20 protein-coding genes and 1 tRNA gene are annotated in these 22,129 nt (G+C 59.0%); 12 read left to right on the forward strand and 9 right to left on the reverse strand.

Going from position 1 to position 22,129, the window contains the following annotated elements:
* Window positions 1-150 precede the first annotated feature (150 nt).
* The 12 genes from arcD to AB7M22_RS19970 all read left to right on the forward strand — a co-directional run bounded on the left by arcD (window position 151) and on the right by AB7M22_RS19970 (window position 14,782).
* Window positions 151-1,578 (forward strand): arginine-ornithine antiporter, encoded by a 1,428-nt coding sequence (gene arcD / locus AB7M22_RS19915; protein WP_454187558.1) that lies wholly within the window; start codon window positions 151-153, stop codon window positions 1,576-1,578.
* Between the two features lie 35 nt (window positions 1,579-1,613).
* Window positions 1,614-2,870, forward strand: coding sequence for an arginine deiminase (arcA, locus tag AB7M22_RS19920; protein ID WP_008005442.1), 1,257 nt, complete (start codon window positions 1,614-1,616; stop codon window positions 2,868-2,870).
* 69 nt (window positions 2,871-2,939) lie between these two features.
* A complete protein-coding gene (locus tag AB7M22_RS19925; RefSeq protein WP_052967949.1) occupies window positions 2,940-3,950 on the forward strand; it encodes an ornithine carbamoyltransferase in 1,011 nt (336 codons plus the stop codon).
* 159 nt (window positions 3,951-4,109) lie between these two features.
* Window positions 4,110-5,039, forward strand: coding sequence for a carbamate kinase (gene arcC / locus AB7M22_RS19930; RefSeq protein WP_454187559.1), 930 nt, complete (start codon window positions 4,110-4,112; stop codon window positions 5,037-5,039).
* 12 nt (window positions 5,040-5,051) lie between these two features.
* Window positions 5,052-5,414 carry a DUF5064 family protein gene (locus tag AB7M22_RS19935; RefSeq protein WP_454187560.1) on the forward strand — a complete coding sequence of 121 codons (363 nt, stop codon included), beginning with the start codon at window positions 5,052-5,054 and terminating at the stop codon, window positions 5,412-5,414.
* A 240-nt stretch (window positions 5,415-5,654) separates the two neighbouring features.
* The gene (locus AB7M22_RS19940) at window positions 5,655-7,163 is read left to right on the forward strand and encodes a sigma-54-dependent transcriptional regulator (RefSeq protein WP_008005433.1); all 1,509 of its coding nucleotides are present in this window, start codon (window positions 5,655-5,657) and stop codon (window positions 7,161-7,163) included.
* A gap of 457 nt (window positions 7,164-7,620) precedes the next feature.
* Window positions 7,621-8,004, forward strand: coding sequence for a glycine cleavage system protein GcvH (gcvH, locus tag AB7M22_RS19945; RefSeq protein ID WP_008005432.1), 384 nt, complete (start codon window positions 7,621-7,623; stop codon window positions 8,002-8,004).
* A gap of 11 nt (window positions 8,005-8,015) precedes the next feature.
* The gene (gcvP, locus tag AB7M22_RS19950) at window positions 8,016-10,868 is read left to right on the forward strand and encodes an aminomethyl-transferring glycine dehydrogenase (protein ID WP_454187561.1); all 2,853 of its coding nucleotides are present in this window, start codon (window positions 8,016-8,018) and stop codon (window positions 10,866-10,868) included.
* 203 nt (window positions 10,869-11,071) lie between these two features.
* Complete coding sequence (locus tag AB7M22_RS19955) at window positions 11,072-12,448, forward strand: L-serine ammonia-lyase (RefSeq protein WP_454187562.1); 1,377 nt, start codon at window positions 11,072-11,074, stop codon at window positions 12,446-12,448.
* Window positions 12,449-12,481: 33 nt separating this feature from the next.
* A complete protein-coding gene (gene gcvT / locus AB7M22_RS19960; protein ID WP_454187563.1) occupies window positions 12,482-13,606 on the forward strand; it encodes a glycine cleavage system aminomethyltransferase GcvT in 1,125 nt (374 codons plus the stop codon).
* Window positions 13,607-13,985: 379 nt separating this feature from the next.
* Window positions 13,986-14,198, forward strand: a complete 213-nt coding sequence (locus tag AB7M22_RS19965; RefSeq protein ID WP_003175786.1) for a cold-shock protein — start codon at window positions 13,986-13,988, stop codon at window positions 14,196-14,198.
* 95 nt (window positions 14,199-14,293) lie between these two features.
* Entirely contained in the window at window positions 14,294-14,782 is a 489-nt protein-coding gene (locus AB7M22_RS19970) for an RDD family protein (RefSeq protein ID WP_454187564.1), read from the forward strand.
* Window positions 14,783-14,917: 135 nt separating this feature from the next.
* On the opposite strand, the gene nadA is transcribed toward AB7M22_RS19970, so the two are convergent.
* The 9 genes from nadA to tolR all read right to left on the reverse strand — a co-directional run bounded on the left by nadA (window position 14,918) and on the right by tolR (window position 22,106).
* The gene (nadA, locus tag AB7M22_RS19975) at window positions 14,918-15,976 is read right to left on the reverse strand and encodes a quinolinate synthase NadA (RefSeq protein WP_454187565.1); all 1,059 of its coding nucleotides are present in this window, start codon (window positions 15,974-15,976) and stop codon (window positions 14,918-14,920) included.
* 251 nt (window positions 15,977-16,227) lie between these two features.
* A tRNA-Lys gene (locus AB7M22_RS19980) sits at window positions 16,228-16,303 on the reverse strand.
* Window positions 16,304-16,366: 63 nt separating this feature from the next.
* Window positions 16,367-17,059, reverse strand: a complete 693-nt coding sequence (gene queC / locus AB7M22_RS19985) for a 7-cyano-7-deazaguanine synthase QueC (RefSeq protein ID WP_007903317.1) — start codon at window positions 17,057-17,059, stop codon at window positions 16,367-16,369.
* A 1-nt stretch (window position 17,060) separates the two neighbouring features.
* Window positions 17,061-17,708, reverse strand: a complete 648-nt coding sequence (gene queE / locus AB7M22_RS19990; protein ID WP_454187566.1) for a 7-carboxy-7-deazaguanine synthase QueE — start codon at window positions 17,706-17,708, stop codon at window positions 17,061-17,063.
* 166 nt (window positions 17,709-17,874) lie between these two features.
* The gene (gene ybgF / locus AB7M22_RS19995; protein ID WP_454187567.1) at window positions 17,875-18,720 is read right to left on the reverse strand and encodes a tol-pal system protein YbgF; all 846 of its coding nucleotides are present in this window, start codon (window positions 18,718-18,720) and stop codon (window positions 17,875-17,877) included.
* A gap of 6 nt (window positions 18,721-18,726) precedes the next feature.
* Window positions 18,727-19,224: a peptidoglycan-associated lipoprotein Pal gene (gene pal / locus AB7M22_RS20000; protein WP_003178634.1), complete on the reverse strand. Its 498-nt coding sequence runs from the start codon at window positions 19,222-19,224 to the stop codon at window positions 18,727-18,729.
* A 52-nt stretch (window positions 19,225-19,276) separates the two neighbouring features.
* Entirely contained in the window at window positions 19,277-20,578 is a 1,302-nt protein-coding gene (gene tolB / locus AB7M22_RS20005; RefSeq protein WP_454187568.1) for a Tol-Pal system beta propeller repeat protein TolB, read from the reverse strand.
* The gene (tolA, locus tag AB7M22_RS20010) at window positions 20,575-21,654 is read right to left on the reverse strand and encodes a cell envelope integrity protein TolA (RefSeq protein ID WP_007897028.1); all 1,080 of its coding nucleotides are present in this window, start codon (window positions 21,652-21,654) and stop codon (window positions 20,575-20,577) included. Before tolA ends, tolB begins: the two co-directional genes overlap by 4 nt.
* Window positions 21,654-22,106 carry a protein TolR gene (gene tolR / locus AB7M22_RS20015; RefSeq protein WP_162130599.1) on the reverse strand — a complete coding sequence of 151 codons (453 nt, stop codon included), beginning with the start codon at window positions 22,104-22,106 and terminating at the stop codon, window positions 21,654-21,656. The genes tolA and tolR overlap by 1 nt, the downstream gene beginning before the upstream one ends.
* Window positions 22,107-22,129 lie beyond the last annotated feature (23 nt).

The following is a 22,129-nucleotide window of genomic DNA, read 5'->3' on the forward strand; positions in this document are numbered from 1 at the left end:
GGCTTTTCGGGCATTAGACCTTATGCCTGCAAAAACCCCATAAGTCTTTAATTAACAATGGAATGTGACCATGCATTGATCTAAGTCAGATAATTTAACAGCAAACGAAATTAATCTGTTTTCTCTCTTCTCCTGCACTGGAGTCATGCAATGTCTGAATCCCCCGGAAAACTGAAACTCGGCGCCCTGGTTGCATTGGTTGTCGGCTCAATGATTGGTGGCGGGATCTTCTCTTTGCCCCAGAACATGGCCGCCAGTGCAGACGTCGGTGCCGTTCTTATCGGTTGGGCAATTACCGCAGTGGGCATGTTGACCCTGGCCTTCGTGTTCCAGACCCTAGCTAATCGAAAACCTGATCTGGACGGCGGTGTCTACGCCTACGCCAAAGCCGGTTTCGGCGACTACATGGGTTTCTCGTCCGCCTGGGGTTACTGGATCAGTGCCTGGCTGGGTAACGTTGGTTACTTCGTTCTGTTGTTCAGCACCCTCGGCTACTTCTTTCCCGTTTTTGGCGAGGGCAATACTGTCGCGGCCGTGATCGGCGCGTCTGTGCTGCTCTGGGGCGTACATTTCCTCGTGCTGCGGGGCATCAAGGAAGCAGCGTTCATCAACCTGGTGACCACCGTCGCCAAAATCGTACCGCTGCTGCTGTTCGTGTTGATTGCGATTTTCGCCTTCAAGTTGGACATCTTCACCGCCGACATCTGGGGCCTGAAAAACCCTGACCTGGGCAGCGTGATGAACCAGGTGCGCAAGATGATGCTGGTCACCGTCTGGGTGTTCATCGGCATCGAAGGCGCGAGCATCTTCTCGGCCCGTGCGGAAAAACGCAGCGACGTGGGTAAAGCCACCGTCATCGGTTTCATCACCGTGCTGCTGTTCCTGGTGCTGGTGAACGTGCTGTCGCTGGGCATCATGACCCAACCGGAATTGGCCAAACTGCAGAACCCGTCCATGGCCGCGGTGCTGGAACACGTGGTCGGTCATTGGGGCGCGGTGCTGATCAGCGTCGGTCTGATCATCTCGTTGCTGGGTGCGCTGCTGTCGTGGGTGTTGCTGTGTGCGGAGATCATGTTCGCTGCCGCCAAGGACCACACCATGCCGGCCTTTTTGCGCAAGGAAAACGCCAACCATGTGCCGGTCAATGCGCTGTGGCTGACCAACGCCATGGTCCAGTTGTTCCTGATCATCACGCTGTTCTCGGCCAGCACTTACCTGTCGCTGATCTACCTCGCCACCTCAATGATTCTGGTGCCGTACCTGTGGTCGGCGGCTTACGCGCTGCTGCTGGCGGTGCGCGGCGAGAGTTATGAAAACGCTGTGGCCGAGCGCAGGAAAGACCTGTTCATCGGCGCCGTCGCATTGATCTACGCGGTCTGGCTGATCTATGCCGGTGGCGTCAAATACCTGCTGCTCTCCGCCCTGCTCTATGCGCCCGGCGTGATCCTGTTCGCCAAGGCCAAGCTTGAAGTCAACAAACCGGTTTTCACCAACGTCGAGAAGCTGATTTTCGCCGCCGTAGTCGTGGGCGCCCTGGTGGCGGCTTACGGGCTGTATGACGGCTTCCTGACTCTGTAACACCTGACCCATTTGTCATCTGGAGGATCACTGTAATGACCACCGAAAAAGTTAAGTACGGCGTCCATTCCGAAGCCGGCAAACTGCGCAAAGTCATGGTTTGCTCCCCCGGCCTGGCCCATCAGCGGCTGACCCCGAACAACTGTGACGAACTGCTTTTCGATGATGTGCTGTGGGTTGCCCAAGCCAAGCGTGACCATTTCGACTTCGTCACCAAGATGCGCGAACGCAACATCGATGTGCTGGAAATGCACAACCTGCTGACCGACATCGTCGCCATTCCAGAAGCGCTGGACTGGATTCTGGAACGCAAGATCACCGCCAACTCGGTCGGCCTTGGGCTGGTCAACGAAACCGGTTCCTGGCTGCGCAGCCTGGAGCCGAGAAAGATTGCCGAATTCCTGATTGGCGGCGTCTCCGCCGATGACCTGCCGGACAGCTTCGGCGGCAAGACCATCCAGATGTTCCGCGAATTTCTCGGTCACTCCAGCTTCATTCTGCCGCCGCTGCCCAACACCCAGTTCACCCGCGACACCACCTGCTGGATCTACGGCGGCGTGACGTTGAACCCGATGTACTGGCCGGCGCGTCGTCAGGAAACCCTGCTGGCCACCGCCATCTACAAATTCCACCCGCAGTTCACCAACGCCGACTTCCAGATCTGGTACGGCGACCCGGACCAGGAGCACGGCAGCGCCACTCTGGAGGGCGGCGACGTGATGCCGATCGGTAACGGCGTGGTGTTGATCGGCATGGGCGAGCGTTCGTCCCGCCAGGCCATCGGTCAATTGGCGGTCAACCTGTTCAAGAACAAAGCGGTCGAACGTGTGATTGTCGCCGGCCTGCCGAAGTCCCGCGCAGCGATGCACCTGGACACCGTGTTCAGCTTCTGCGACCGCGACCTTGTGACCATTTTTCCGGAAGTGGTGAACCAGATCGTCGCCTTCAGCGTGCGCCCTGATGAAAGCAAACCGGGCGGCGTCGACATTCGCCGCGAAGAAAGCAGCTTCCTCGACACCGTGGCCAAGGCCCTCAACCTCAAAGCGTTGCGCGTGGTGGAGACCGGCGGCAACAGCTTCGCTGCAGAACGCGAGCAATGGGACGACGGCAACAACGTGGTGGCCGTGGAGCCGGGCGTGGTCATCGGATACGACCGCAACACCTACACCAACACCCTGCTGCGCAAGGCTGGCATCGAGGTCATCACCATCACCGCCGGTGAACTCGGTCGCGGGCGTGGCGGCGGCCACTGCATGACCTGCCCGATCATTCGCGACCCTATCGACTATTAACCTTCAAACCCTGGCCGCCGCTTATCCAGCGCGGCCCGGGGGATAACCGATACCCAAGGAGATCCAATCATGGCTTTCAACATGCGCAACCGCAGCCTGCTGAGTTTGATGCACCACACCACTCGCGAGCTGAATTACCTGCTGGACCTGTCACGTGATCTCAAACGCGCCAAATACACCGGCACCGAGCGTCCACACCTGCAAGGCAAAAACATCGCGCTGATCTTCGAAAAAACCTCGACCCGCACCCGTTGCGCCTTCGAAGTCGCGGCCCATGACCAGGGCGCCCACGTCACCTACATCGACCCGGTGTCGTCGCAGATCGGCCACAAGGAAAGCATGAAAGACACCGCCCGCGTGCTGGGGCGGATGTTCGACGCCATCGAGTACCGCGGCTTCGAACAGGAAATTGTCGAAGAGCTGGCCAAATTCGCCGGCGTGCCGGTATTCAACGGTTTGACCGCTGAATTCCACCCGACGCAAATGATCGCCGACACCCTGACCATGCGTGAACACAGCGACAAACCGCTGCACGACATCAGCTACGCCTACCTCGGCGATGCCCGCTACAACATGGGTAACTCGCTGTTAATGATCGGCGCCAAACTCGGCATGGACGTGCGCATCGCCGCACCGAAAGCGCTGTGGCCACATCAGGACTTCATCGACCAATGCAAAGCCTTCGCCGAGGAGAGCGGCGCGCGCATCACCATCACCGAAGACCCGAAAGAAGCAGTCAAGGGCGTGGACTTCATCCACACCGACATCTGGGTGTCGATGGGCGAGCCGGTTGAGGCGTGGGACGAGCGCATCGAGCAACTGCTGCCCTACCAGGTCAACGCCGACATGATGAAGGCCTCGGGCAACCCGCGGGTGAAATTCATGCACTGCCTGCCGGCGTTCCACAACAGCGAAACCAAGGTCGGCAAAGACATCGCCGCGCGCTATCCGCACCTGGCCAACGGCGTCGAAGTGACCGAGGACGTCTTCGAATCACCCGCCAACATCGCCTTCGAGCAAGCGGAAAACCGCATGCACACCATCAAGGCGATTCTGGTGTCGGCGCTGGCGGATATTTAAAGGCTCACTCGGTTTGCTCTTTGTGGGAGCGAGCCTGCTCGCGATGACGGACTGACATTCACCATGGATGTTGACTGATACACCGCTATCGCGAGCAGGCTCGCTCCCACAGGAGACCGAGTTACCTGCAACCTCCTCTCTGTTTAGAAGGACTGCATTATGCGTATCGTCGTTGCTCTGGGCGGTAACGCCCTGCTCCGCCGGGGTGAACCCATGACCGCGGACAACCAGCGCACCAACATCCGGATCGCCACCGAACAGATCGCCAAGGTCCATCCCGGCAACCAACTGGTGATCGCCCATGGCAATGGTCCGCAAGTCGGGCTGCTGTCGCTGCAAGCGGCGGCCTACACCCAGGTTTCCGCTTACCCGCTGGACGTGCTCGGTGCCGAAACCGAAGGCATGATCGGCTACATCATCGAACAGGAACTGGGCAACCTGCTGGACTTCGAAGTCCCGTTCGCGACCCTGCTGACCCAAGTCGAAGTCGACGCCAACGACCCGGCATTCCAGGCCCCCAGCAAACCTATCGGCCCGGTCTATACCAAGGCCGAAGCGGAAAAACTCGCCGCCGAGAAAGGCTGGGCGATTGCTCCGGACGGCGACAAGTTCCGCCGCGTGGTGGCCAGCCCGAGACCGAAACGCATCTTCGAAATCCGCCCGATCAAGTGGTTGCTGGAAAAAGGCAGCATCGTGATTTGCGCCGGCGGTGGCGGTATCCCGACGATGTATGGCGCCAGTGGCAAACTGCAGGGCGTGGAAGCAGTGATCGACAAAGACCTGTGCTCGGCGCTGCTGGCCGAACAGCTTGAAAGTGATCTATTGGTGATCGCCACTGACGTCAGCGCGGCGTTCATCGACTTCGGCAAACCGACCCAGAAAGCCATCGCCCAGGCTCACCCGGATGAAATGGAAAAACTCGGCTTCGCCGCTGGCTCCATGGGACCAAAGGTCCAGGCGGCCTGCGAGTTCGCCCGCCATACTGGAAAAACCGCGGTGATCGGTTCACTCTCGGATATCGAAGCGATCGTCCAGGGCAAGGCCGGCACGCGTATCAGCACGGCGACGCTTGGCATAACTTACTTGTAAGGAGAGACGTCAATGGCAACGTTTGAGCCCGGTCATCTGCACATCGAGCGCCACGCGCTGACCCCGGATGATGTCAACTACAACGTGCACCTCGACTATGAAGTCAGCAAGAATGCCAAAGGAGAAAAAGGCATCCAGTTCACCATGCATGGCAGCATTCAGGGCAAGGACATGTCAGAACCCTTCTTCCTGCCCAAAGAGGAGGCCTACAACTTCGCCAGCAACGTGACGAAAATTGCCGAGAAGTACGGAATTCCGAAGGCACACAGCCAGATCGGCTCGGTTCACAAGCATTACGATCTGATGTTTGAAGACATTCGGCAGCAGCTGGATATGAAATCCGGCGACCCGGTAAACCTAGAGAACTTCGAATAACCCACGCACCTTGTGGGAGCGAGCCTGCTCGCGATAACGGACTTTCATTCGCTATGGAAACCGACTGAAAAGACCGCAACACACGACCTGTAGGAGCGAGGCTTGCCCGCGAAGCTTTTAGCGGTCTTGATGGCCTCTTCGCGGGCAAGCCTCGCTCCTACAAATTAGCACGCGCATTTCACCTAAGACCCGCCCCAAGGCATACTTGCCACCCTCCGCACTCCAGAACCCAACCGCCCCATGCGTATCCACGTCAGTTTCATCGACCGCGTCGGAATCACCCAGGAAGTCCTGGCCCTTCTCGGTGGGCGCAATCTCAATCTGGATGCGGTGGAAATGGTCCCGCCCAACGTCTACATCGACGCCCCGACCTTGAGCCCGGCAGTGCTCGAAGAACTGCGCGATGCGCTGTTCAGCGTGCGCGGCGTGCAAGCGGTGACGGTGGTCGACATCCTTCCCGGCCAGCGCCGGCACTTGCAGCTCGATGCGTTGCTCGCCGCCATGACCGACCCGGTGCTGGCGCTGGACAGTGCCGGCAAGGTGCTGCTGGCCAACCCGGCACTGATTGCCCTGTACGGCCGCGAACCGGCGGGTGAAAGCATCAGCGAGCTGTTTGCCGACCCGGCGCTGCTCGACACGTTGCTGGAAAACGGCTTTCGCCTGCCGTTGCGCGAGATCACCGTCAACGGTCAGACCCTGCTGCTGGATGCCACGCCGATCACCGACGCCGGTGCGCTGCTGACCCTGTATCAACCGAACCGCATCGGTGAACGCCTCTCGGCGCTGCACCACGACCACGCCGAAGGCTTCGACGCCCTGCTCGGCGAATCCCCGGCGATTCGTACGCTCAAGGCTCGCGCCCAGCGAGTCGCTGCCCTCGATGCACCATTGTTGATCCAGGGCGAAACCGGCACCGGTAAAGAACTGGTGGCGCGCGCCTGCCACGCCATCAGCGCCCGCCACAGCTCGCCATTCCTGGCCTTGAACTGCGCGGCACTGCCGGAGAACCTCGCCGAAAGCGAGCTGTTCGGCTACGCCCCCGGAGCCTTCACCGGCGCGCAACGGGGCGGCAAACCGGGGCTGATGGAACTGGCCAACCAGGGCACGGTGTTTCTCGACGAGATCGGTGAAATGTCGCCGTACTTGCAGGCGAAACTGCTGCGCTTTCTCAACGACGGCAGCTTCCGGCGGGTTGGTGGCGATCGCGAAGTGAAGGTCAACGTGCGGATCCTCAGCGCAACCCACCGCGATCTGGAAAAAATGGTCAGCGAAGGTGCCTTCCGCGAAGACCTGTTCTATCGCCTCAACGTGCTGAATGTCGAAGTCCCGCCCCTGCGCGAGCGTGGCCAGGACATTCTGCTGCTGGCGCGCTACTTCATGCAGCAGGCCTGCGCGCAGATCCAGCGCCCGGTCTGTCGCCTGGCGCCGGGCACTTATCCGGCGCTGCTGGGCAACCGTTGGCCGGGTAATGTGCGGCAACTGCAGAACGTGATCTTCCGCGCCGCGGCAATTTGCGAAAGCAGCTTGGTGGACATCGGCGATCTCGATATCGCCGGCACCTCAGTGGCGCGCCAGAGCGATACCGAAGTCGACAGCCTCGAACAGGCCATGGAAGAGTTCGAGAAAACCCTGCTGGAAAAGCTCTACGTCAGCTACCCCTCGACCCGCCAACTGGCCAGCCGCCTGCAAACTTCCCACACCGCGATTGCCCATCGGTTGCGTAAGTACGGCATACCTAACAAACCGTAAGGCTTGTGGCTGAACACAATCCCCTCAACACCACAAAACCCTGTGGGAGCGGGCTTGCCCGCGATGGCGATATAAAATTCAGTATAAATGTTGAATGTGATGGCCTCATCGCGGGCAAGCCCGCTCCCACAGGTTCTGCGCTGCTTCGCAAAATCGTTTTCAAAAGCGACCTCCATCTGTACTGAAAGCGCTACAGTGGAATGAAATCGCTACACCATCCCCTGATCACCGCTGTGCAAGGCTTTGATCCACCTCAGCTTTTTTCTTCAGTCTGTGCTGTAGCGATTTCGCTACAGCCAGTCCATTCCGATCTTTACCAAAAACAAATAACTCATTGATTCATAAAGAATAAATAACATTGGCCGCGATTTTGCTAGGTAACCCCTCATAAATCATGGGCATTGCCCAAGCATTCAATCGCGTCCACCAGACGAGTCTGGCCCCCTTAGGAGTTTCCATGAGCGAGTTGCGTTTTACTGAAGATCACGAATGGCTGCGCACCGAAGCTGACGGCACCGTCACAGTCGGCATCACTGCTTTCGCACAGAACGCCCTGGGCGACGTGGTTTTCGTACAACTGCCTGAGCTGCAGTCCTACGACAAAGGCGCTGAAGCCGCCACCGTGGAATCGGTAAAAGCCGCCAGCGGCGTGTACATGCCACTCGACGGCGAAGTGCTGGAAGTGAACCCGGCGCTGGACAGCAGCCCTGAACTGGTCAACGAAGATCCGCTGGGCGAAGGCTGGTTCTTCCGCTTCCAGCCAACCGACGCCTCGGCTGTCGGCCAACTGCTGGATCAAGACGCTTACGACCGTCTGATCAAAGCCAACGCTGAAGCCTGAGGAGCACTGACATGACTCAAGTAAACCTCAGCACCGCCAACGAATTCATCGCGCGCCACATCGGCCCGCGTGCCGGCGATGAGCAAGCCATGCTCAACAGCCTCGGCTTTGACTCCCTGGAAGCCCTGAGCGCCAGCGTGATTCCCGATAGCATCAAAGGCACCAGCGTCCTCGGCCTGGAAGATGGCCTGAGTGAAGCGGATGCCCTGGCGCTGATCAAATCCATCGCCGGCAAAAACCAGCTGTTCAAGACCTACATCGGTCAGGGCTACTACGGCACTCACACGCCGTCGCCAATCCTGCGCAACCTGCTGGAAAACCCGGCCTGGTACACTGCCTACACCCCGTACCAGCCGGAAATTTCGCAGGGCCGTCTCGAAGCGCTGCTGAACTTCCAGACCCTGATCAGCGACCTCACCGGCCTGCCGATCGCCAACGCCTCGCTGCTCGACGAAGCCACCGCTGCTGCTGAAGCGATGACCTTCTGCAAACGCCTGAGCAAGAATAAAGGCAGCCATGCGTTCTTCGCCTCGGTTCATTGCCACCCGCAGACCCTCGACGTGCTGCGCACCCGTGCCGAGCCGTTGGGCATCGACGTGGTGGTCGGCGACGAGCGCGAACTGAGCGACGTCAGCGCGTTCTTCGGTGCTTTACTGCAATACCCGGCCAGCAACGGTGACGTGTTCGACTACCGCGAACTGACCGAGCGCTTCCACGCGGCTAATGCGCTGGTGGCAGTCGCCGCTGACCTGCTGGCCCTGACCGTACTGACTCCGCCGGGCGAATTTGGCGCCGACGTGGCCATCGGCAGCGCGCAACGCTTCGGCGTGCCGCTGGGCTTCGGTGGCCCGCACGCGGCCTACTTCTCCACCCGTGATGCGTTCAAGCGCGACATGCCGGGCCGTCTGGTCGGCGTTTCCGTGGACCGTTTCGGCAAGCCGGCCCTGCGCCTGGCCATGCAGACCCGCGAGCAACATATCCGCCGCGAGAAAGCCACCAGCAACATCTGCACCGCCCAAGTATTGCTGGCCAACATCGCCAGCATGTACGCCGTGTACCACGGCCCGAAAGGCCTGACGCAGATCGCCCAGCGCATTCATCACCTGACCGCGATCCTCGCCAAAGGCTTGAGCGCATTAGGCCTGACCGTCGAGCAAGCCAACTTCTTCGACACGCTGACAATTAAAACCGGCGTTAACACCGCCAAGCTGCACGACCAGGCGCGTGCTCAGCAGATCAACCTGCGCGTCGTCGATGCTGAACGTCTGGGCCTGTCGCTGGACGAAACCACGTCGCAAGCTGACGTTGAAACCCTGTGGAGCGTGCTGTCTGAAGGCAAGGCGCTGCCAGATTTCGCCGCCCTCGCTGCCTCGGTGGTCAGCACCCTCCCGGCCGCGCTGGTACGCCAGTCGCCGATCCTCAGCCACCCGGTGTTCAACCGTTATCACTCGGAAACCGAGCTGATGCGCTACCTGCGCAAGCTCGCCGACAAGGACCTGGCCCTGGATCGCACCATGATCCCGCTGGGTTCCTGCACCATGAAACTCAACGCCGCCAGCGAAATGATCCCGGTCACCTGGGCTGAATTCGGTGCCTTGCACCCGTTCGCCCCGGCCGAGCAAAGCGCCGGCTACCAGCAGTTGACCGATGAACTGGAAGCGATGCTCTGCGCCGCCACCGGTTACGACTCGATCTCCCTGCAACCGAACGCCGGTTCCCAGGGCGAATACGCTGGCCTGCTGGCGATTCGCGCCTACCACCAGAGCCGTGGCGAAGACCGTCGCGACATCTGCCTGATCCCCTCGTCTGCCCACGGCACCAACCCGGCCACCGCTAACATGGCCGGCATGCGCGTGGTCGTGACCGCCTGCGATGCCCGCGGCAACGTCGACATCGAAGACCTGCGCGCCAAGGCCATCGAGCACCGCGAACACCTCGCCGCGCTGATGATCACCTACCCATCGACCCATGGCGTGTTCGAAGAAGGTATCCGCGAAATCTGCGGCATCATTCACGACAACGGCGGCCAGGTGTACATCGACGGCGCCAACATGAACGCCATGGTCGGCCTCTGCGCACCGGGCAAGTTCGGCGGCGACGTGTCCCACCTGAACCTGCACAAAACCTTCTGCATCCCACACGGCGGTGGCGGCCCGGGCGTCGGCCCGATTGGCGTCAAGTCGCACCTGACGCCGTTCCTGCCGGGCCACGCGCAGATGGAACGCAAGGAAGGCGCGGTCTGCGCGGCACCGTTCGGCAGCGCGAGCATTCTGCCGATCACTTGGATGTACATTCGAATGATGGGTGGCGCGGGCCTCAAGCGTGCTTCGCAACTGGCGATCCTGAATGCCAACTACATTTCCCGTCGCCTCGAAGAGCATTACCCAGTGTTGTACACCGGCAGCAACGGTCTGGTGGCGCACGAATGCATCCTCGACCTGCGTCCGTTGAAAGACAGCAGCGGCATCAGCGTCGATGACGTTGCCAAGCGCCTGATCGACTTCGGCTTCCACGCCCCGACCATGTCATTCCCGGTGGCCGGTACGTTGATGATCGAACCGACCGAAAGCGAATCCAAGGAAGAACTGGACCGCTTCTGCGACGCCATGATCCGCATCCGCGAAGAAATCCGCGCGGTGGAAAACGGCACACTGGACAAGGACGACAACCCGCTGAAAAACGCACCGCACACCGCCGCTGAAATCGTCGGCGAGTGGACTCACCCATACAGCCGCGAGCAAGCGGTGTACCCGGTAGCGTCGCTGATCGAAGGCAAGTACTGGCCACCGGTCGGTCGCGTCGACAACGTCTTCGGCGATCGCAACCTGGTCTGCGCCTGCCCGTCGATCGAAAGCTACGCTTGATCTATGGAGGGGCGGGTTTACTCGCCCCCACATTCAAGAACACCACAAAACCCTGTGGGAGCTGGCTTGCCTGCGATAGCGGTGGATCAGTCAGCATCCCGCTTGCCTGACACACCGCTATCGCAGGCAAGCCAGCTCCCACAGGACCGAATCCAGCCAAAAGATTTTAGCCAATTCCTATAACAAGAAACCGGAGAACAACCATGTCGTTAAGCGTGTTCGACCTGTTCAAGATTGGCATCGGCCCCTCCAGCTCCCACACCGTCGGCCCGATGCGTGCTGCTGCGCGCTTCGCCGAAGGTCTGCGCCGTGAAGGGCTGTTGGCAGTAACCACCTGCGTCAAAATCGAGCTCTACGGCTCGCTCGGCGCCACCGGCAAAGGCCACGGCAGCGACAAGGCTGTGTTGCTGGGCCTGGAAGGCGAACACCCGGATACCGTAGACACCGAAACCGTCGCCACTCGCCTGCAAGAGATTCGCGGCAATGGTCGCTTGAACCTGCTCGGCGAACACAGCATTGCGTTCAACGAGAAAGAACACCTGGCGATGATCCGCAAACCGTTGGCCTATCACCCCAACGGCATGATCTTTCGCGCGTTCGATGCCGCTGGCCTGCAAATCCGCAGCCGCGAGTACTACTCGGTCGGTGGTGGCTTCGTGGTCGATGAGGACGCTGCCGGTGCCGACCGCATCGTCGAAGACGCCACGCCGCTGACCTTCCCGTTCAAAAGCGCCAAGGACCTGCTCGGTCATTGCAGCACCTACGGCTTGTCCATCAGCCAAGTGATGCTGACCAATGAAAGCGCCTGGCGTCCGGAAGCGGAAACCCGTGCCGGTTTGCTGAAAATCTGGCAAGTGATGCAAGACTGCGTCGCAGCCGGTTGTCGTAACGAAGGCATCCTGCCTGGTGGGCTGAAGGTCAAACGTCGGGCTGCGGCGCTGCATCGGCAACTGTGCAATAACCCGGAATCGTCGCTGCGCGATCCGCTGTCGGTGCTGGACTGGGTCAACCTCTACGCTTTGGCGGTCAATGAAGAAAACGCCAACGGCGGACGCGTGGTCACCGCGCCCACCAACGGCGCGGCCGGAATCATCCCGGCGGTGCTGCATTACTACATGCGCTTCATCCCCGGTGCCAACGAAGATGGCGTCGTGCGTTTCCTGCTGACGGCCGCCGCGATCGGCATTCTGTACAAGGAAAACGCCTCGATCTCCGGCGCCGAAGTCGGCTGTCAGGGCGAGGTCGGCGTCGCCTGTTCCATGGCGGCCGGCGCCTTGTGCGAAGTGCTGGGCGGCACGGTGCAGCAGGTGGAAAACGCCGCCGAAATCGGCATGGAACACAACCTCGGCCTGACCTGCGACCCGATTGGTGGGCTGGTGCAAGTACCTTGCATCGAGCGCAATGCCATGGGCTCGGTCAAGGCCATCAATGCGGTGCGCATGGCCCTGCGCGGCGACGGTCAGCACTTCGTCTCCCTCGACAAAGTCATCCGCACCATGCGCCAGACCGGCGCCGACATGAAAAGCAAATACAAGGAAACCGCCCGTGGCGGTTTGGCGGTCAACATTATCGAGTGCTGATGCACGCATCTGCACTATTTTCAGGAGCTGGATATGTCCACCGAACAACTGTTGAAAACCCCGTTGCACGCACTGCACTTCGAACTCGGCGCCCGCATGGTGCCGTTTGCCGGCTACGACATGCCGGTGCAATACCCGCTGGGCGTGATGAAAGAACACCAGCACACCCGTGATCAGGCCGGGTTGTTCGATGTTTCGCACATGGGCCAGATCCGCCTGACTGGCACCAACGCGGCCAAAGCCATGGAAACCCTGGTGCCGGTGGACATCATCGACCTGCCGGTGGGCATGCAGCGCTACGCGATGTTCACCAACGAGGCCGGCGGCATTCTCGACGACCTGATGGTCGCCAACCTCGGTAATGACGAACTGTTCCTGGTGGTCAACGCGGCTTGCAAGGATCAGGACCTGGCGCACCTGCGCAAGCACATCGGCGGCCAGTGCACCATCGAGCCGTTGTTCGAAGAACGCGCACTGCTGGCGTTGCAAGGTCCGGCCGCCGTCACCGTGCTCGCACGCCTGGCGCCTGAAGTTGCGAAGATGACCTTCATGCAGTTCGCCCGCGTGAAGCTGTTGGGCGTGGACTGCTTTGTCAGCCGTTCGGGCTACACCGGTGAAGACGGTTTCGAAATTTCCGTGCCGGCCGCCAATGCCGAAGCCCTGGCTCGCGCCCTGCTGGCCGAACCGGAAGTGGCGGCCATCGGCCTCGGCGCTCGCGACTCCCTGCGCCTGGAAGCCGGCCTGTGCCTCTACGGCCATGACATGAACACCGAAACCACCCCAATCGAAGCGAGCCTGCTGTGGGCCATCTCCAAGCCTCGTCGTGCCGATGGCGCGCGGGCGGGCGGCTTCCCCGGCGCTGAAACCGTGTTCGCGCAGCAGCAAGCCGGTGTCAGCCGCAAACGCGTTGGGCTGTTGCCGCAGGAACGTACGCCAGTGCGCGAAGGTGCAGAGATCGTCAACGACGCCGGTGAAATCATCGGCAGCGTGTGCAGCGGCGGTTTCGGTCCGACCCTTGGCGGTCCTTTGGCCATGGGTTACCTCGACAGCGCTTATATCGCTTTGGATACGCCAGTTTGGGCGATTGTTCGTGGGAAAAAGGTGCCTTTGCTTGTAAGCAAAATGCCATTTGTTCCACAACGCTACTATCGCGGTTGATTGACTGTTTCTATAAGTAACGCGACTGCGTTAACAGTGCACTAATCTGTAACGCAGCCGCCATAAAACAGTGCGTACGTTTCGTTTATGAACGTTACTTATAACGATCGAAAACATCTGAACGACGCTATCGAATAAGCCTGCGCTAGTGTCACCAACCCGAGGAAACACGGGCCTTCGCAGGGCTTGTTTTTTCTCCCGTAGTTGGCGTAGAGTTTGTTCACTGTGTTTGCATGGGTCGCTTGGAATCGTGACCTGGGCAGTAGCCTACAAGTTAGCTACATCCCGTTCGACGTCTTCTTACTCTCCTGCAACCAGCCCCAGTACTCTTTCATCAGAAGGAGGCTGTCATTCATTTTTGCGTCAAAGGAAATAAGAAATGTCCCAACGTCAGAGCGGTACCGTCAAGTGGTTTAACGACGAGAAAGGTTTTGGTTTTATCACTCCAGAAAGCGGTCCGGATCTGTTCGTACATTTCCGCGCTATTCAGGGCAACGGCTTCAAGAGCCTGAAAGAAGGCCAAAAAGTGACGTTCGTTGCTGTGCAAGGCCAAAAAGGCATGCAGGCTGACGAAGTACAAGCAGAAGCCTGATCTTCTGTAACGAAAAAGCCCCTGATGCTGACATCAGGGGCTTTTTTGTGCGCGTAAATCCGTAAAATGGCTTCTTTTTCCATTCAGAGGCTGCCATGTCGAAACACCTGCTCAACCCACAGGGCGACTTCCCCGCCGTCGGCCTGGGTCGTCGCCTGGCAGCGATGTTCTACGACTTCCTGTTATGCACCGCCCTGCTGATCGTCACCAGCGGCATTTACAAGATGATCCAGATGGCGATCATCGGCGAAGGCCAAATGCGCACCTTGACCGACGCCGGCGCGCTGGACGGTGATCCGCTGCTATCGACGGTTCTGCTGTTCGTGCTGTTCGGCTTCTTCGCCAAGTTCTGGATCTGGTCGGGGCAGACGCTGGGCATGCAGGTCTGGGGCATCCGCGTGCAAAACGCCGATGGCTCATCCATCAGCCTGTGGCAGGCGCTGCTGCGCTTTGTGGTATCGATCGCGTCCTGGCTATGCCTCGGGCTGGGGTTCTTCTGGTCGCTGTTCGACAAGCAGAAGCGCAGCTGGCATGACATCTACTCCAACACCCAGCTCGTGCGGATTCCAAAGAAGGCCAAGTAATTTGCGCAGAGCACAAATCATTGTGGGAGCGAGCCTGCTCGCGATAGAGGCGTATCAGTCAACATGGATGTGACTGACAGAACGCTATCGCGAGCAGGCTCGCTCCCACAGTTTTTGCATCTTGACTGACAGCTCTCAGGCGTTGCCGGCCAACTTCATCCGCGCCGCCTGCGTGAAATCAAGCATGCGCTTGAGCGGCCGAATCGCCTGCGGAATCAACGCCGGGTCGACGAAGATCTCGTTAGTCCCTTCCTTCAAGCTCTTCAGCATGCGCTCAAGGGTATTCATCGCCATCCACGGGCAATGCGCGCAACTGCGGCAGGCCGCGCCGTTACCGGCCGTTGGCGCCTCGATAAAGACCTTGTCCGGGCACAGCTGCTGCATCTTGTAGAAGATGCCGCGGTCGGTCGCGACGATCAGGGTCTTGTTCGGCAGACTTTGCGCCGCAGCGATCAACTGACTGGTGGAACCCACCGCGTCGGCCAACTCGATGACGGCGGTCGGCGACTCCGGGTGCACCAGAATGGCCGCATCCGGGTACAACGCTTTCATGTCTTCGAGCTGCTTGGCCTTGAACTCTTCATGGACGATGCAGGCACCGTCCCACAGCAGCATGTCGGCACCGGTCTTGCGCTGGATGTAAGTGCCCAGGTGCTTGTCCGGGGCCCAGATGATGGTTTCGCCGTTATCCATCAGGCTTTCGACGATTTCCAGCGCACAGCTGGAAGTCACCACCCAGTCTGCCCGGGCTTTGACCGCCGCCGAGGTGTTGGCATACACCACCACTGTACGCTCCGGGTGCTGATCGCAGAACGCCGAGAACTCGTCTACCGGGCAACCCAGGTCCAGCGAGCAGGTCGCTTCCAGGGTCGGCATCAGCACGCGCTTTTCAGGGTTGAGGATTTTCGCGGTTTCGCCCATGAACTTCACGCCGGCGACCACCACGGTCTTGGCCGAATGGGCATTGCCGAAGCGGGCCATCTCCAGAGAGTCGGAGACGCAGCCACCGGTTTCTTCGGCCAGGGCCTGAATGACCGGATCACAATAGAAGTGGGCAACCAGCACCGCGTCCTGAGCCTTGAGCTCGGCAGCGATGGCAGTACGGTAATAAGCCTCTTCCTCGGCTGTCAGCGGCTTGGGCTGCTTGGCGTCGAGGTGGGCTTGAACCAGAAGGCGTTCGGAAATCTGCGTCATGTTCGCAAGACCTGCAGGCGCTTTCGCGCGAAAGTCGAGTATACACCCGGCTCTGGACCCTTCAGGGTACCGCCGGGAGAGTGAGTATTCATCAGGCGTGGATAGCGTTGAAGCTGCGCAAGGCTACAGAATATCCCATGGATGCAAAAGATGATTCTGACCTGCGTCACCCGGACTGAGTCGACCTCAAATCGCGGGCAAAAAAAAACCCGGAAATCCTCACTTACGTGGGCCTTCCAGATTTTTTAAAATGGTGGGTCGTGTGGGATTCGAACCTACGACCAATTGGTTAAAAGCCAACTGCTCTACCAACTGAGCTAACGACCCGCTGTGTGGTGGCGCGTATAATACTGATTTTTAAGGACTATTCAACACCTAATTTGAAATAAATCAAAAATAAGGTGTTGGGTCAGTCACACCGGCCGCCGCGAAGCCTTCTGCACGCAGGCGGCAGCTGTCGCATTTACCGCAGGCACGGCCGTTATCGTCCGCTTGATAGCAGGAAACAGTCAGCCCGTAATCGACGCCAAGCTTCACCCCAGCCTGAACGATCTGCGCCTTGCTCAGGTTCTGCAGTGGCGCCTGGATACGGAAGCCCTGCCCTTCTACCCCGGCCTTGGTCGCCAGATTGGCCATGCGCTCGAAGGCTTCGATGAACTCGGGACGGCAATCCGGGTAACCGGAGTAATCCACCGCGTTGACACCGATAAAGATGTCACGCGCGCCAAGCACTTCAGCCCAACCCAGCGCCAGCGACAGGAACACCGTGTTGCGCGCCGGCACGTAAGTCACCGGAATACCTTCGCCCGCCTCTTCCGGCACGTCGATACTGGTGTCGGTCAATGCCGAACCGCCGATACCGTTCAGGTTCAGGCCGATCACCTTGTGCTCGACCACACCCAAGTCTTGGGCGACACGTGCGGCGGCGTGCAATTCGGCGTGAGACCGTTGACCGTAATCGAAGCTCATGGTGTAGCAGCTGTAGCCTTCAGCGCGGGCCATGGCCACGACTGTCGCAGAGTCGAGGCCGCCGGACAGCAGGATGACCGCACGTTTTTCTGCAGTGTTCGTTTGTTCAGTCATTTCAGCGCCCCGGCTCGTCATTCCAAAGATATTTATGCAGCTGCAATTGCAGACGCACAGGCAGATTGTCCGCCACCACCCAGTCCGCCAGATCACGCGCGTTCAGGTCATGGTGGCTCGGCGAGAACAGGACTTCGCCGGCACGCAGGTCAAGACCGTATTGAATCAGCTTGGACACGGCCCAGTCGTAGTCTTCCCGCGAGCAGATGACAAACTTCACCTGATCGTTAGACGTGAGCAGTTCGATGTTCTCATAGCGGTTGCGGTGCGCTTCCTTCGAACCCGGGGTTTTCAGGTCGACGACGCGACTGACCCGTGGATCGACGGCTGAAATATCCAGCGCGCCACTGGTTTCCAGCGACACTTCGTAGCCGGCGTCACACAACTGCTTGAGCAAGGGAATGGCATTCGGTTGCGCCAGGGGTTCGCCGCCCGTGACACAAACATAACGCGGGCGAAAACCGGCCACTTGCTCGAGGATGTCATCGAGCGTGCGAATGGTGCCGCCAGTGAACGCGTAGGCGCTGTCGCAGTATTGGCAACGCAATGGGCAACCGGTCAGGCGCACAAAAACAGTGGGCAGCCCGGCAGTCCGCGTTTCACCCTGCAACGAGTAGAAAACTTCGGTGATTCTCAATGTGTCTTGCATAGTCGCCACGGGCGTAACAGCTAAACAGGCTGTCCGCCTCCGTCAGGCACTTCAAGGAACCTCGCCAACGCGCAGATCCCAAAAAGCGTGTTTCATAAAAAGGGCATGAATTCTAACGAAAAAACCCGCGACAAGCGCGGGTTTCTTCTAAACGCGTCAAGCAAGCTTACATGCGCTGCAAATCGCGTTGAGCCAACTGAGCGGCGGAAGTGCCCGGATACTGGGACACAACCTGCTGCAGAATGCCTTTGACCCGGTCGGTATGACCAAGGCGGCGCTCTACATCAGCGAGCTTGTACAGCGAGTCAGGCACTTTGGGGTGCTTGGGGTACAGCTGCGAAACCTTGGCAAATGCCTGACCTGCACCTTGCAGATCGCCTTTGGCCAGGTTCACTTCACCCAACCAGTACTGGGCGTTGCCCGCGTATTGGCTGTTCGGGTATTTGCGCAGGAATGCGGCGAAAGCCTGGCTGGCCTTGTCGAAATCCTTGGCCTTGATCAGGTCGAAGGCTGCATCGTAATACAGTTTTTCCTTCGCCGGATCAGCCGGTTCGCTACCTGCGGCAGGCGTTTGTGTGGAAGTGGCAGCGGCTGCCGCTCCCGCGCCGGCTGCTGCACCGGGGGCATTCAAATTGCCACCGGTGGAAGAATTATCAGGAGTCGCGGCTGGTGCAACGCCGGTTCCTATGCGCCGATCAAGATCCTGATATCGCTCCAGGTTCTCTTGCTTCATGCGCGCTACATCATTTTGCAGAACTTCGATCACACCCTGTTGGCGTGAGATCTGCTCCTGCATCGATTGCAGTTGGTTGAACAGCTCGCCCTGTGCCGAGACAGGGGCCGAAACCCCTCCCCCGGCATAGGCGCCGTTCGTACCGTAACCCGCAGGCGGATAACTACTCCCGCTATTGTTATAGCCGGAGTTGTCCTCGACCACAGGAACCGCAGCCCACACCGCAAGCGGTGCGAGGCTGAGAGCCAAAACAGTTACAGCACGACGGCACGTTCGCATGACGAATTACTTACGCAGTTCGACGCGACGGTTTTGAGCCCAGGACTGCTCGTCGTTGCCGGTAGCAACTGGACGCTCTTCGCCGTAGGAAACCAGTTCCAGCTGAGCTGGGGAAACACCTTGCAGTACCAGGTAGCGCTGAACGGCTTTCGCACGACGCTCGCCCAGTGCCATGTTGTACTCACGAGTACCACGTTCGTCGGTGTTGCCTTCCAGAACAACGCGAGCGCCGTTTGCTTTCAGGTCTTTGGCGTGAACGTCCAGAGCGCGCATGGCTTCTGGCTTCAGGTCCGAGCTGTCGTATTCGAAGTAGAAGGTGGTGATTGCGCGCAGAGCAGCTTCTTCGCTCAGGGAACCATCAACGGCACCAGTGTTTGCGCCGTAACCAGCGTTTGGATCAACAGCGCCTTCACCGGCATTGTCGCCGCCTTTGGACGAGCAACCTACAGCTACAGCCATGGCCAGAGCCAGCGCAGCAAATTTACCAAACTTCAGCATTTCCATCGTGAAACTCCTAATGAACCCCAGTGTGTTAAGTACAACGTGTAGCGCCGCGTCAGTTCAGGTAAGGGGACCAGGACGGTTCTCTGACTTCGCCTTGTGCGGTAGGAAGCGGGAGCCTCACGCGTCCATTAATGGACACGAGCATCAAGACTCCCCGGCCCTGCTGGCGGGTGGCGTAGATTACCATGGTGCCGTTGGGCGCAACAGTAGGCGACTCGTCCAGAGTGCTATCAGTGAGGATCTTTACACTACCTCGCTGCAAATCCTGGGCCGCCACCTTGAAATTAGTGAAGCCTTCCTGGCGATGGATCATCACCAGGGTCTTTTCATCGGCCGACAGTTTAGGGTTGGCGTTGTAGTTACCGATGAAGGTCACACGCTCCGCACCACCACCGCTTGCACTGGTTTTGTAGATCTGTGGCTTGCCGCCACGGTCGGAGGTGAAGTAGATGGTCGAACCATCTTTACCCCAGAACGGTTCGGTGTTGATGCCTTGACCGTTGGTGACGCGACTGATCTGACGCGAACCCAGGTTCATCACATAAATGTCCGGGTTGCCGTCTTTCGACAGTACGAACGCCAGGCGCTGACCATCCGGCGACCATGCTGGCGCACCATTCAGGCCTTCGAAGTTGGTGATCTGCTCACGGCGACCGGTGTCGATGTTCTGCATGAAAATGCGCGGACGCTTCTGCTCGAACGACACGTAGGCAATGCGTTTGCCATCCGGTGCAAAACGCGGCGACAGGATCGGCTCGCGCGATTGCAGCAGGGTCACGGCACGGGCACCGTCATAGTCCGAACGTTGCAGTGTGTAGCGAGTGTTCTTCTCGGAGAACCGCTCGGCCGTCACGTACAGCAGACGAGTCGAGAACGCACCTTTGATACCGGTGAGTTTCTCGAACGACTGGTCGGAGATGTAGTGCGCCATGTCGCGCAGTTGATCGACGCCGCCCGACACGCTGCCGGTCAGCACTTGCTGCTCGGTGGCGACGTTGAACAGTGCGTATTGAACCTGCAGGCGACCGCCCGCTGGAACAATGCTGCCGACCATGACGTACTGGGCACCCAGCGCCTTGAAGTCACGGAAGATGATTTCGCTAGCCTGGCTTGGCTGACTGATCATGTTCTGTTTTGGAATCGGCGAGTAGTAACCCGAGTTGCGCAGGTCGTTACCGATGATTTCGGCCATGTCGTCCGGCAGCACGCTGCCGCCTTGGTTGCCGAACGGAACGACTGCAATCGGGGTGGCCCGATCACTGCCGCTGGTGACCAGAATGTTTTTTTCATCGGCCGCCGCTATCCCTGCCAGGCAGCAGATAACGACAAGCATTCCTCGAAGAAGGTTTCTCACAAGGCTAGATCCTCAGGTGTGAATGTCATCTTGAATGAACGATACGGAGCGAAATCGCTCGGCTTCATTCCTTGCATTTCTGTCAAACGTCCAATGTTCTTGACTGCTGCTACAGCGGAAGCGTCAAACGGACCATCGCCGCTGGACTTGGCCACGCCAACCGAAGTCACCGTACCGTCCGGCAACATGCCGATTTGCAACACGACCGTCATACCCTTGCGGGCCGAAGGCGGACGAGCCCAGCCTTCCGCTGCACGAGCACGAATCAGATCATCAAAACTGCCCGCGACTTCGTCACCCTGCTCATCGGCCAAGGCCTGCTGACGCTGCGGCGTGTCGGAAAGCAAATCTGCCAGGGCCTGAGCCTTTTTCTCTTCGGCGGATTTACGCGACGCTTCCTGCGATTTTTTCTTCGCGGCATCGGCAGCAGCTTTCTTCTTCGCGTCTTCGGCGACTTTTTTCTTCGCCTCTTCAGCTTCAGATTTCTTCTTGGCGTCTTCGGCGGCTTTCTTCTTCGCGTCCTCGACGATCTTTTTCTTCGCTTCTTCAGCGGCCGCTTTCTTGGCCTCTTCTTCAGCAGCTTTCTTGGCTTCTTCTTCAGATTTCTTCTTGGCTATATCAGCCAATTGTTTCTCTTCGGCCTTTTTGGCTTCGGCGGTCTTCTTGGCTTCATCGGCTTTCTTGGCTTCATCAGCCTTTTTTGCCTCTTCCGCTTTCTTCGTCTCGTCGGCCTTCTTGGATTCTTCGGCTTTTTGAGCCGCATCTTCCTTCTTTTGTTCCGCGGCCTTGATCGCTTCCTGTTCGATCTTTTTCTGTTCCATCTGTTCGACTTCGGTCTGACGCGCAGCAGATTTCTGCGCTTCACCCGCAATCTTCTGATTGGTCTGGGTGGTCGCCCGACTTTTCGATTTCAACTGGTACAGGGTCGCCTGGACGATCGGCTTGGCCGGCGGCAGCTCCGGTGTGAAGGCGAAACTGACGAACAGCATGCCGAACACCAGCACGTGCAAGACAATCGCCCAGACACTAGGCCAGAAGTAGCTTTCCGAGGCGGACGGCTCTCGCATTTGCTGCATCAGGGTGCCTCGGTAATCAAGCCAACATTACCGACCCCGGCTTTCTGCAACCCGCCCATCGCGCCCATGACGGAGCCGTAATCGACAGTCTTGTCGCCGCGAATGAATACCTGGGTACGCTTGCCGCCTTCAGTACCGGCGCGAATGATCTTGGTCACCGCGTCGGTCATTTGCGGCAAGGTCATGGCCTTGTCCTGCTGCTTATCGGTGTCGACTTCGCTGCCAAGGTTCCAGTAGTAGGTCTTGTCAGACTTGATCGAAATGGTCAGGACCTGAGTGTTGTTGTCCTGCGGCAAGGCTTCGCTGGAAACCTTGGGCAGATCAACTTTCACGCCCTGATTGAGCATCGGCGCGGTCACCATGAAGATGACCAGCAGTACCAGCATCACGTCGATGTAAGGCACCACGTTCATCTCGGCAACCGGCTTGCGCTTTTTGCGAGCTCGAGCGATTAAAGCCATTGGAAATTACCTGC

It is taken from the genome of Pseudomonas sp. ADAK2 TE3594, assembly GCF_053628675.1.

Excerpts from the sequence above, each read along its gene's own strand:
- arcD (WP_454187558.1), top strand. The coding sequence starts at position 151 with ATGTCTGAATCCCCCGGAAAACTGAAACTCGGCGCCCTGGTTGCATTG.
- arcA (WP_008005442.1), top strand. The coding sequence starts at position 1,614 with ATGACCACCGAAAAAGTTAAGTACGGCGTCCATTCCGAAGCCGGCAAA.
- AB7M22_RS19925 (WP_052967949.1), top strand. The coding sequence starts at position 2,940 with ATGGCTTTCAACATGCGCAACCGCAGCCTGCTGAGTTTGATGCACCAC.
- arcC (WP_454187559.1), top strand. The coding sequence starts at position 4,110 with ATGCGTATCGTCGTTGCTCTGGGCGGTAACGCCCTGCTCCGCCGGGGT.
- AB7M22_RS19935 (WP_454187560.1), top strand. The coding sequence starts at position 5,052 with ATGGCAACGTTTGAGCCCGGTCATCTGCACATCGAGCGCCACGCGCTG.
- AB7M22_RS19940 (WP_008005433.1), top strand. The coding sequence starts at position 5,655 with ATGCGTATCCACGTCAGTTTCATCGACCGCGTCGGAATCACCCAGGAA.
- gcvH (WP_008005432.1), top strand. The coding sequence starts at position 7,621 with ATGAGCGAGTTGCGTTTTACTGAAGATCACGAATGGCTGCGCACCGAA.
- gcvP (WP_454187561.1), top strand. The coding sequence starts at position 8,016 with ATGACTCAAGTAAACCTCAGCACCGCCAACGAATTCATCGCGCGCCAC.
- AB7M22_RS19955 (WP_454187562.1), top strand. The coding sequence starts at position 11,072 with ATGTCGTTAAGCGTGTTCGACCTGTTCAAGATTGGCATCGGCCCCTCC.
- gcvT (WP_454187563.1), top strand. The coding sequence starts at position 12,482 with ATGTCCACCGAACAACTGTTGAAAACCCCGTTGCACGCACTGCACTTC.
- AB7M22_RS19965 (WP_003175786.1), top strand. The coding sequence starts at position 13,986 with ATGTCCCAACGTCAGAGCGGTACCGTCAAGTGGTTTAACGACGAGAAA.
- AB7M22_RS19970 (WP_454187564.1), top strand. The coding sequence starts at position 14,294 with ATGTCGAAACACCTGCTCAACCCACAGGGCGACTTCCCCGCCGTCGGC.
- nadA (WP_454187565.1), bottom strand. The coding sequence starts at position 15,976 with ATGACGCAGATTTCCGAACGCCTTCTGGTTCAAGCCCACCTCGACGCC.
- queC (WP_007903317.1), bottom strand. The coding sequence starts at position 17,059 with ATGACTGAACAAACGAACACTGCAGAAAAACGTGCGGTCATCCTGCTG.
- queE (WP_454187566.1), bottom strand. The coding sequence starts at position 17,708 with ATGCAAGACACATTGAGAATCACCGAAGTTTTCTACTCGTTGCAGGGT.
- ybgF (WP_454187567.1), bottom strand. The coding sequence starts at position 18,720 with ATGCGAACGTGCCGTCGTGCTGTAACTGTTTTGGCTCTCAGCCTCGCA.
- pal (WP_003178634.1), bottom strand. The coding sequence starts at position 19,224 with ATGGAAATGCTGAAGTTTGGTAAATTTGCTGCGCTGGCTCTGGCCATG.
- tolA (WP_007897028.1), bottom strand. The coding sequence starts at position 21,654 with ATGCAGCAAATGCGAGAGCCGTCCGCCTCGGAAAGCTACTTCTGGCCT.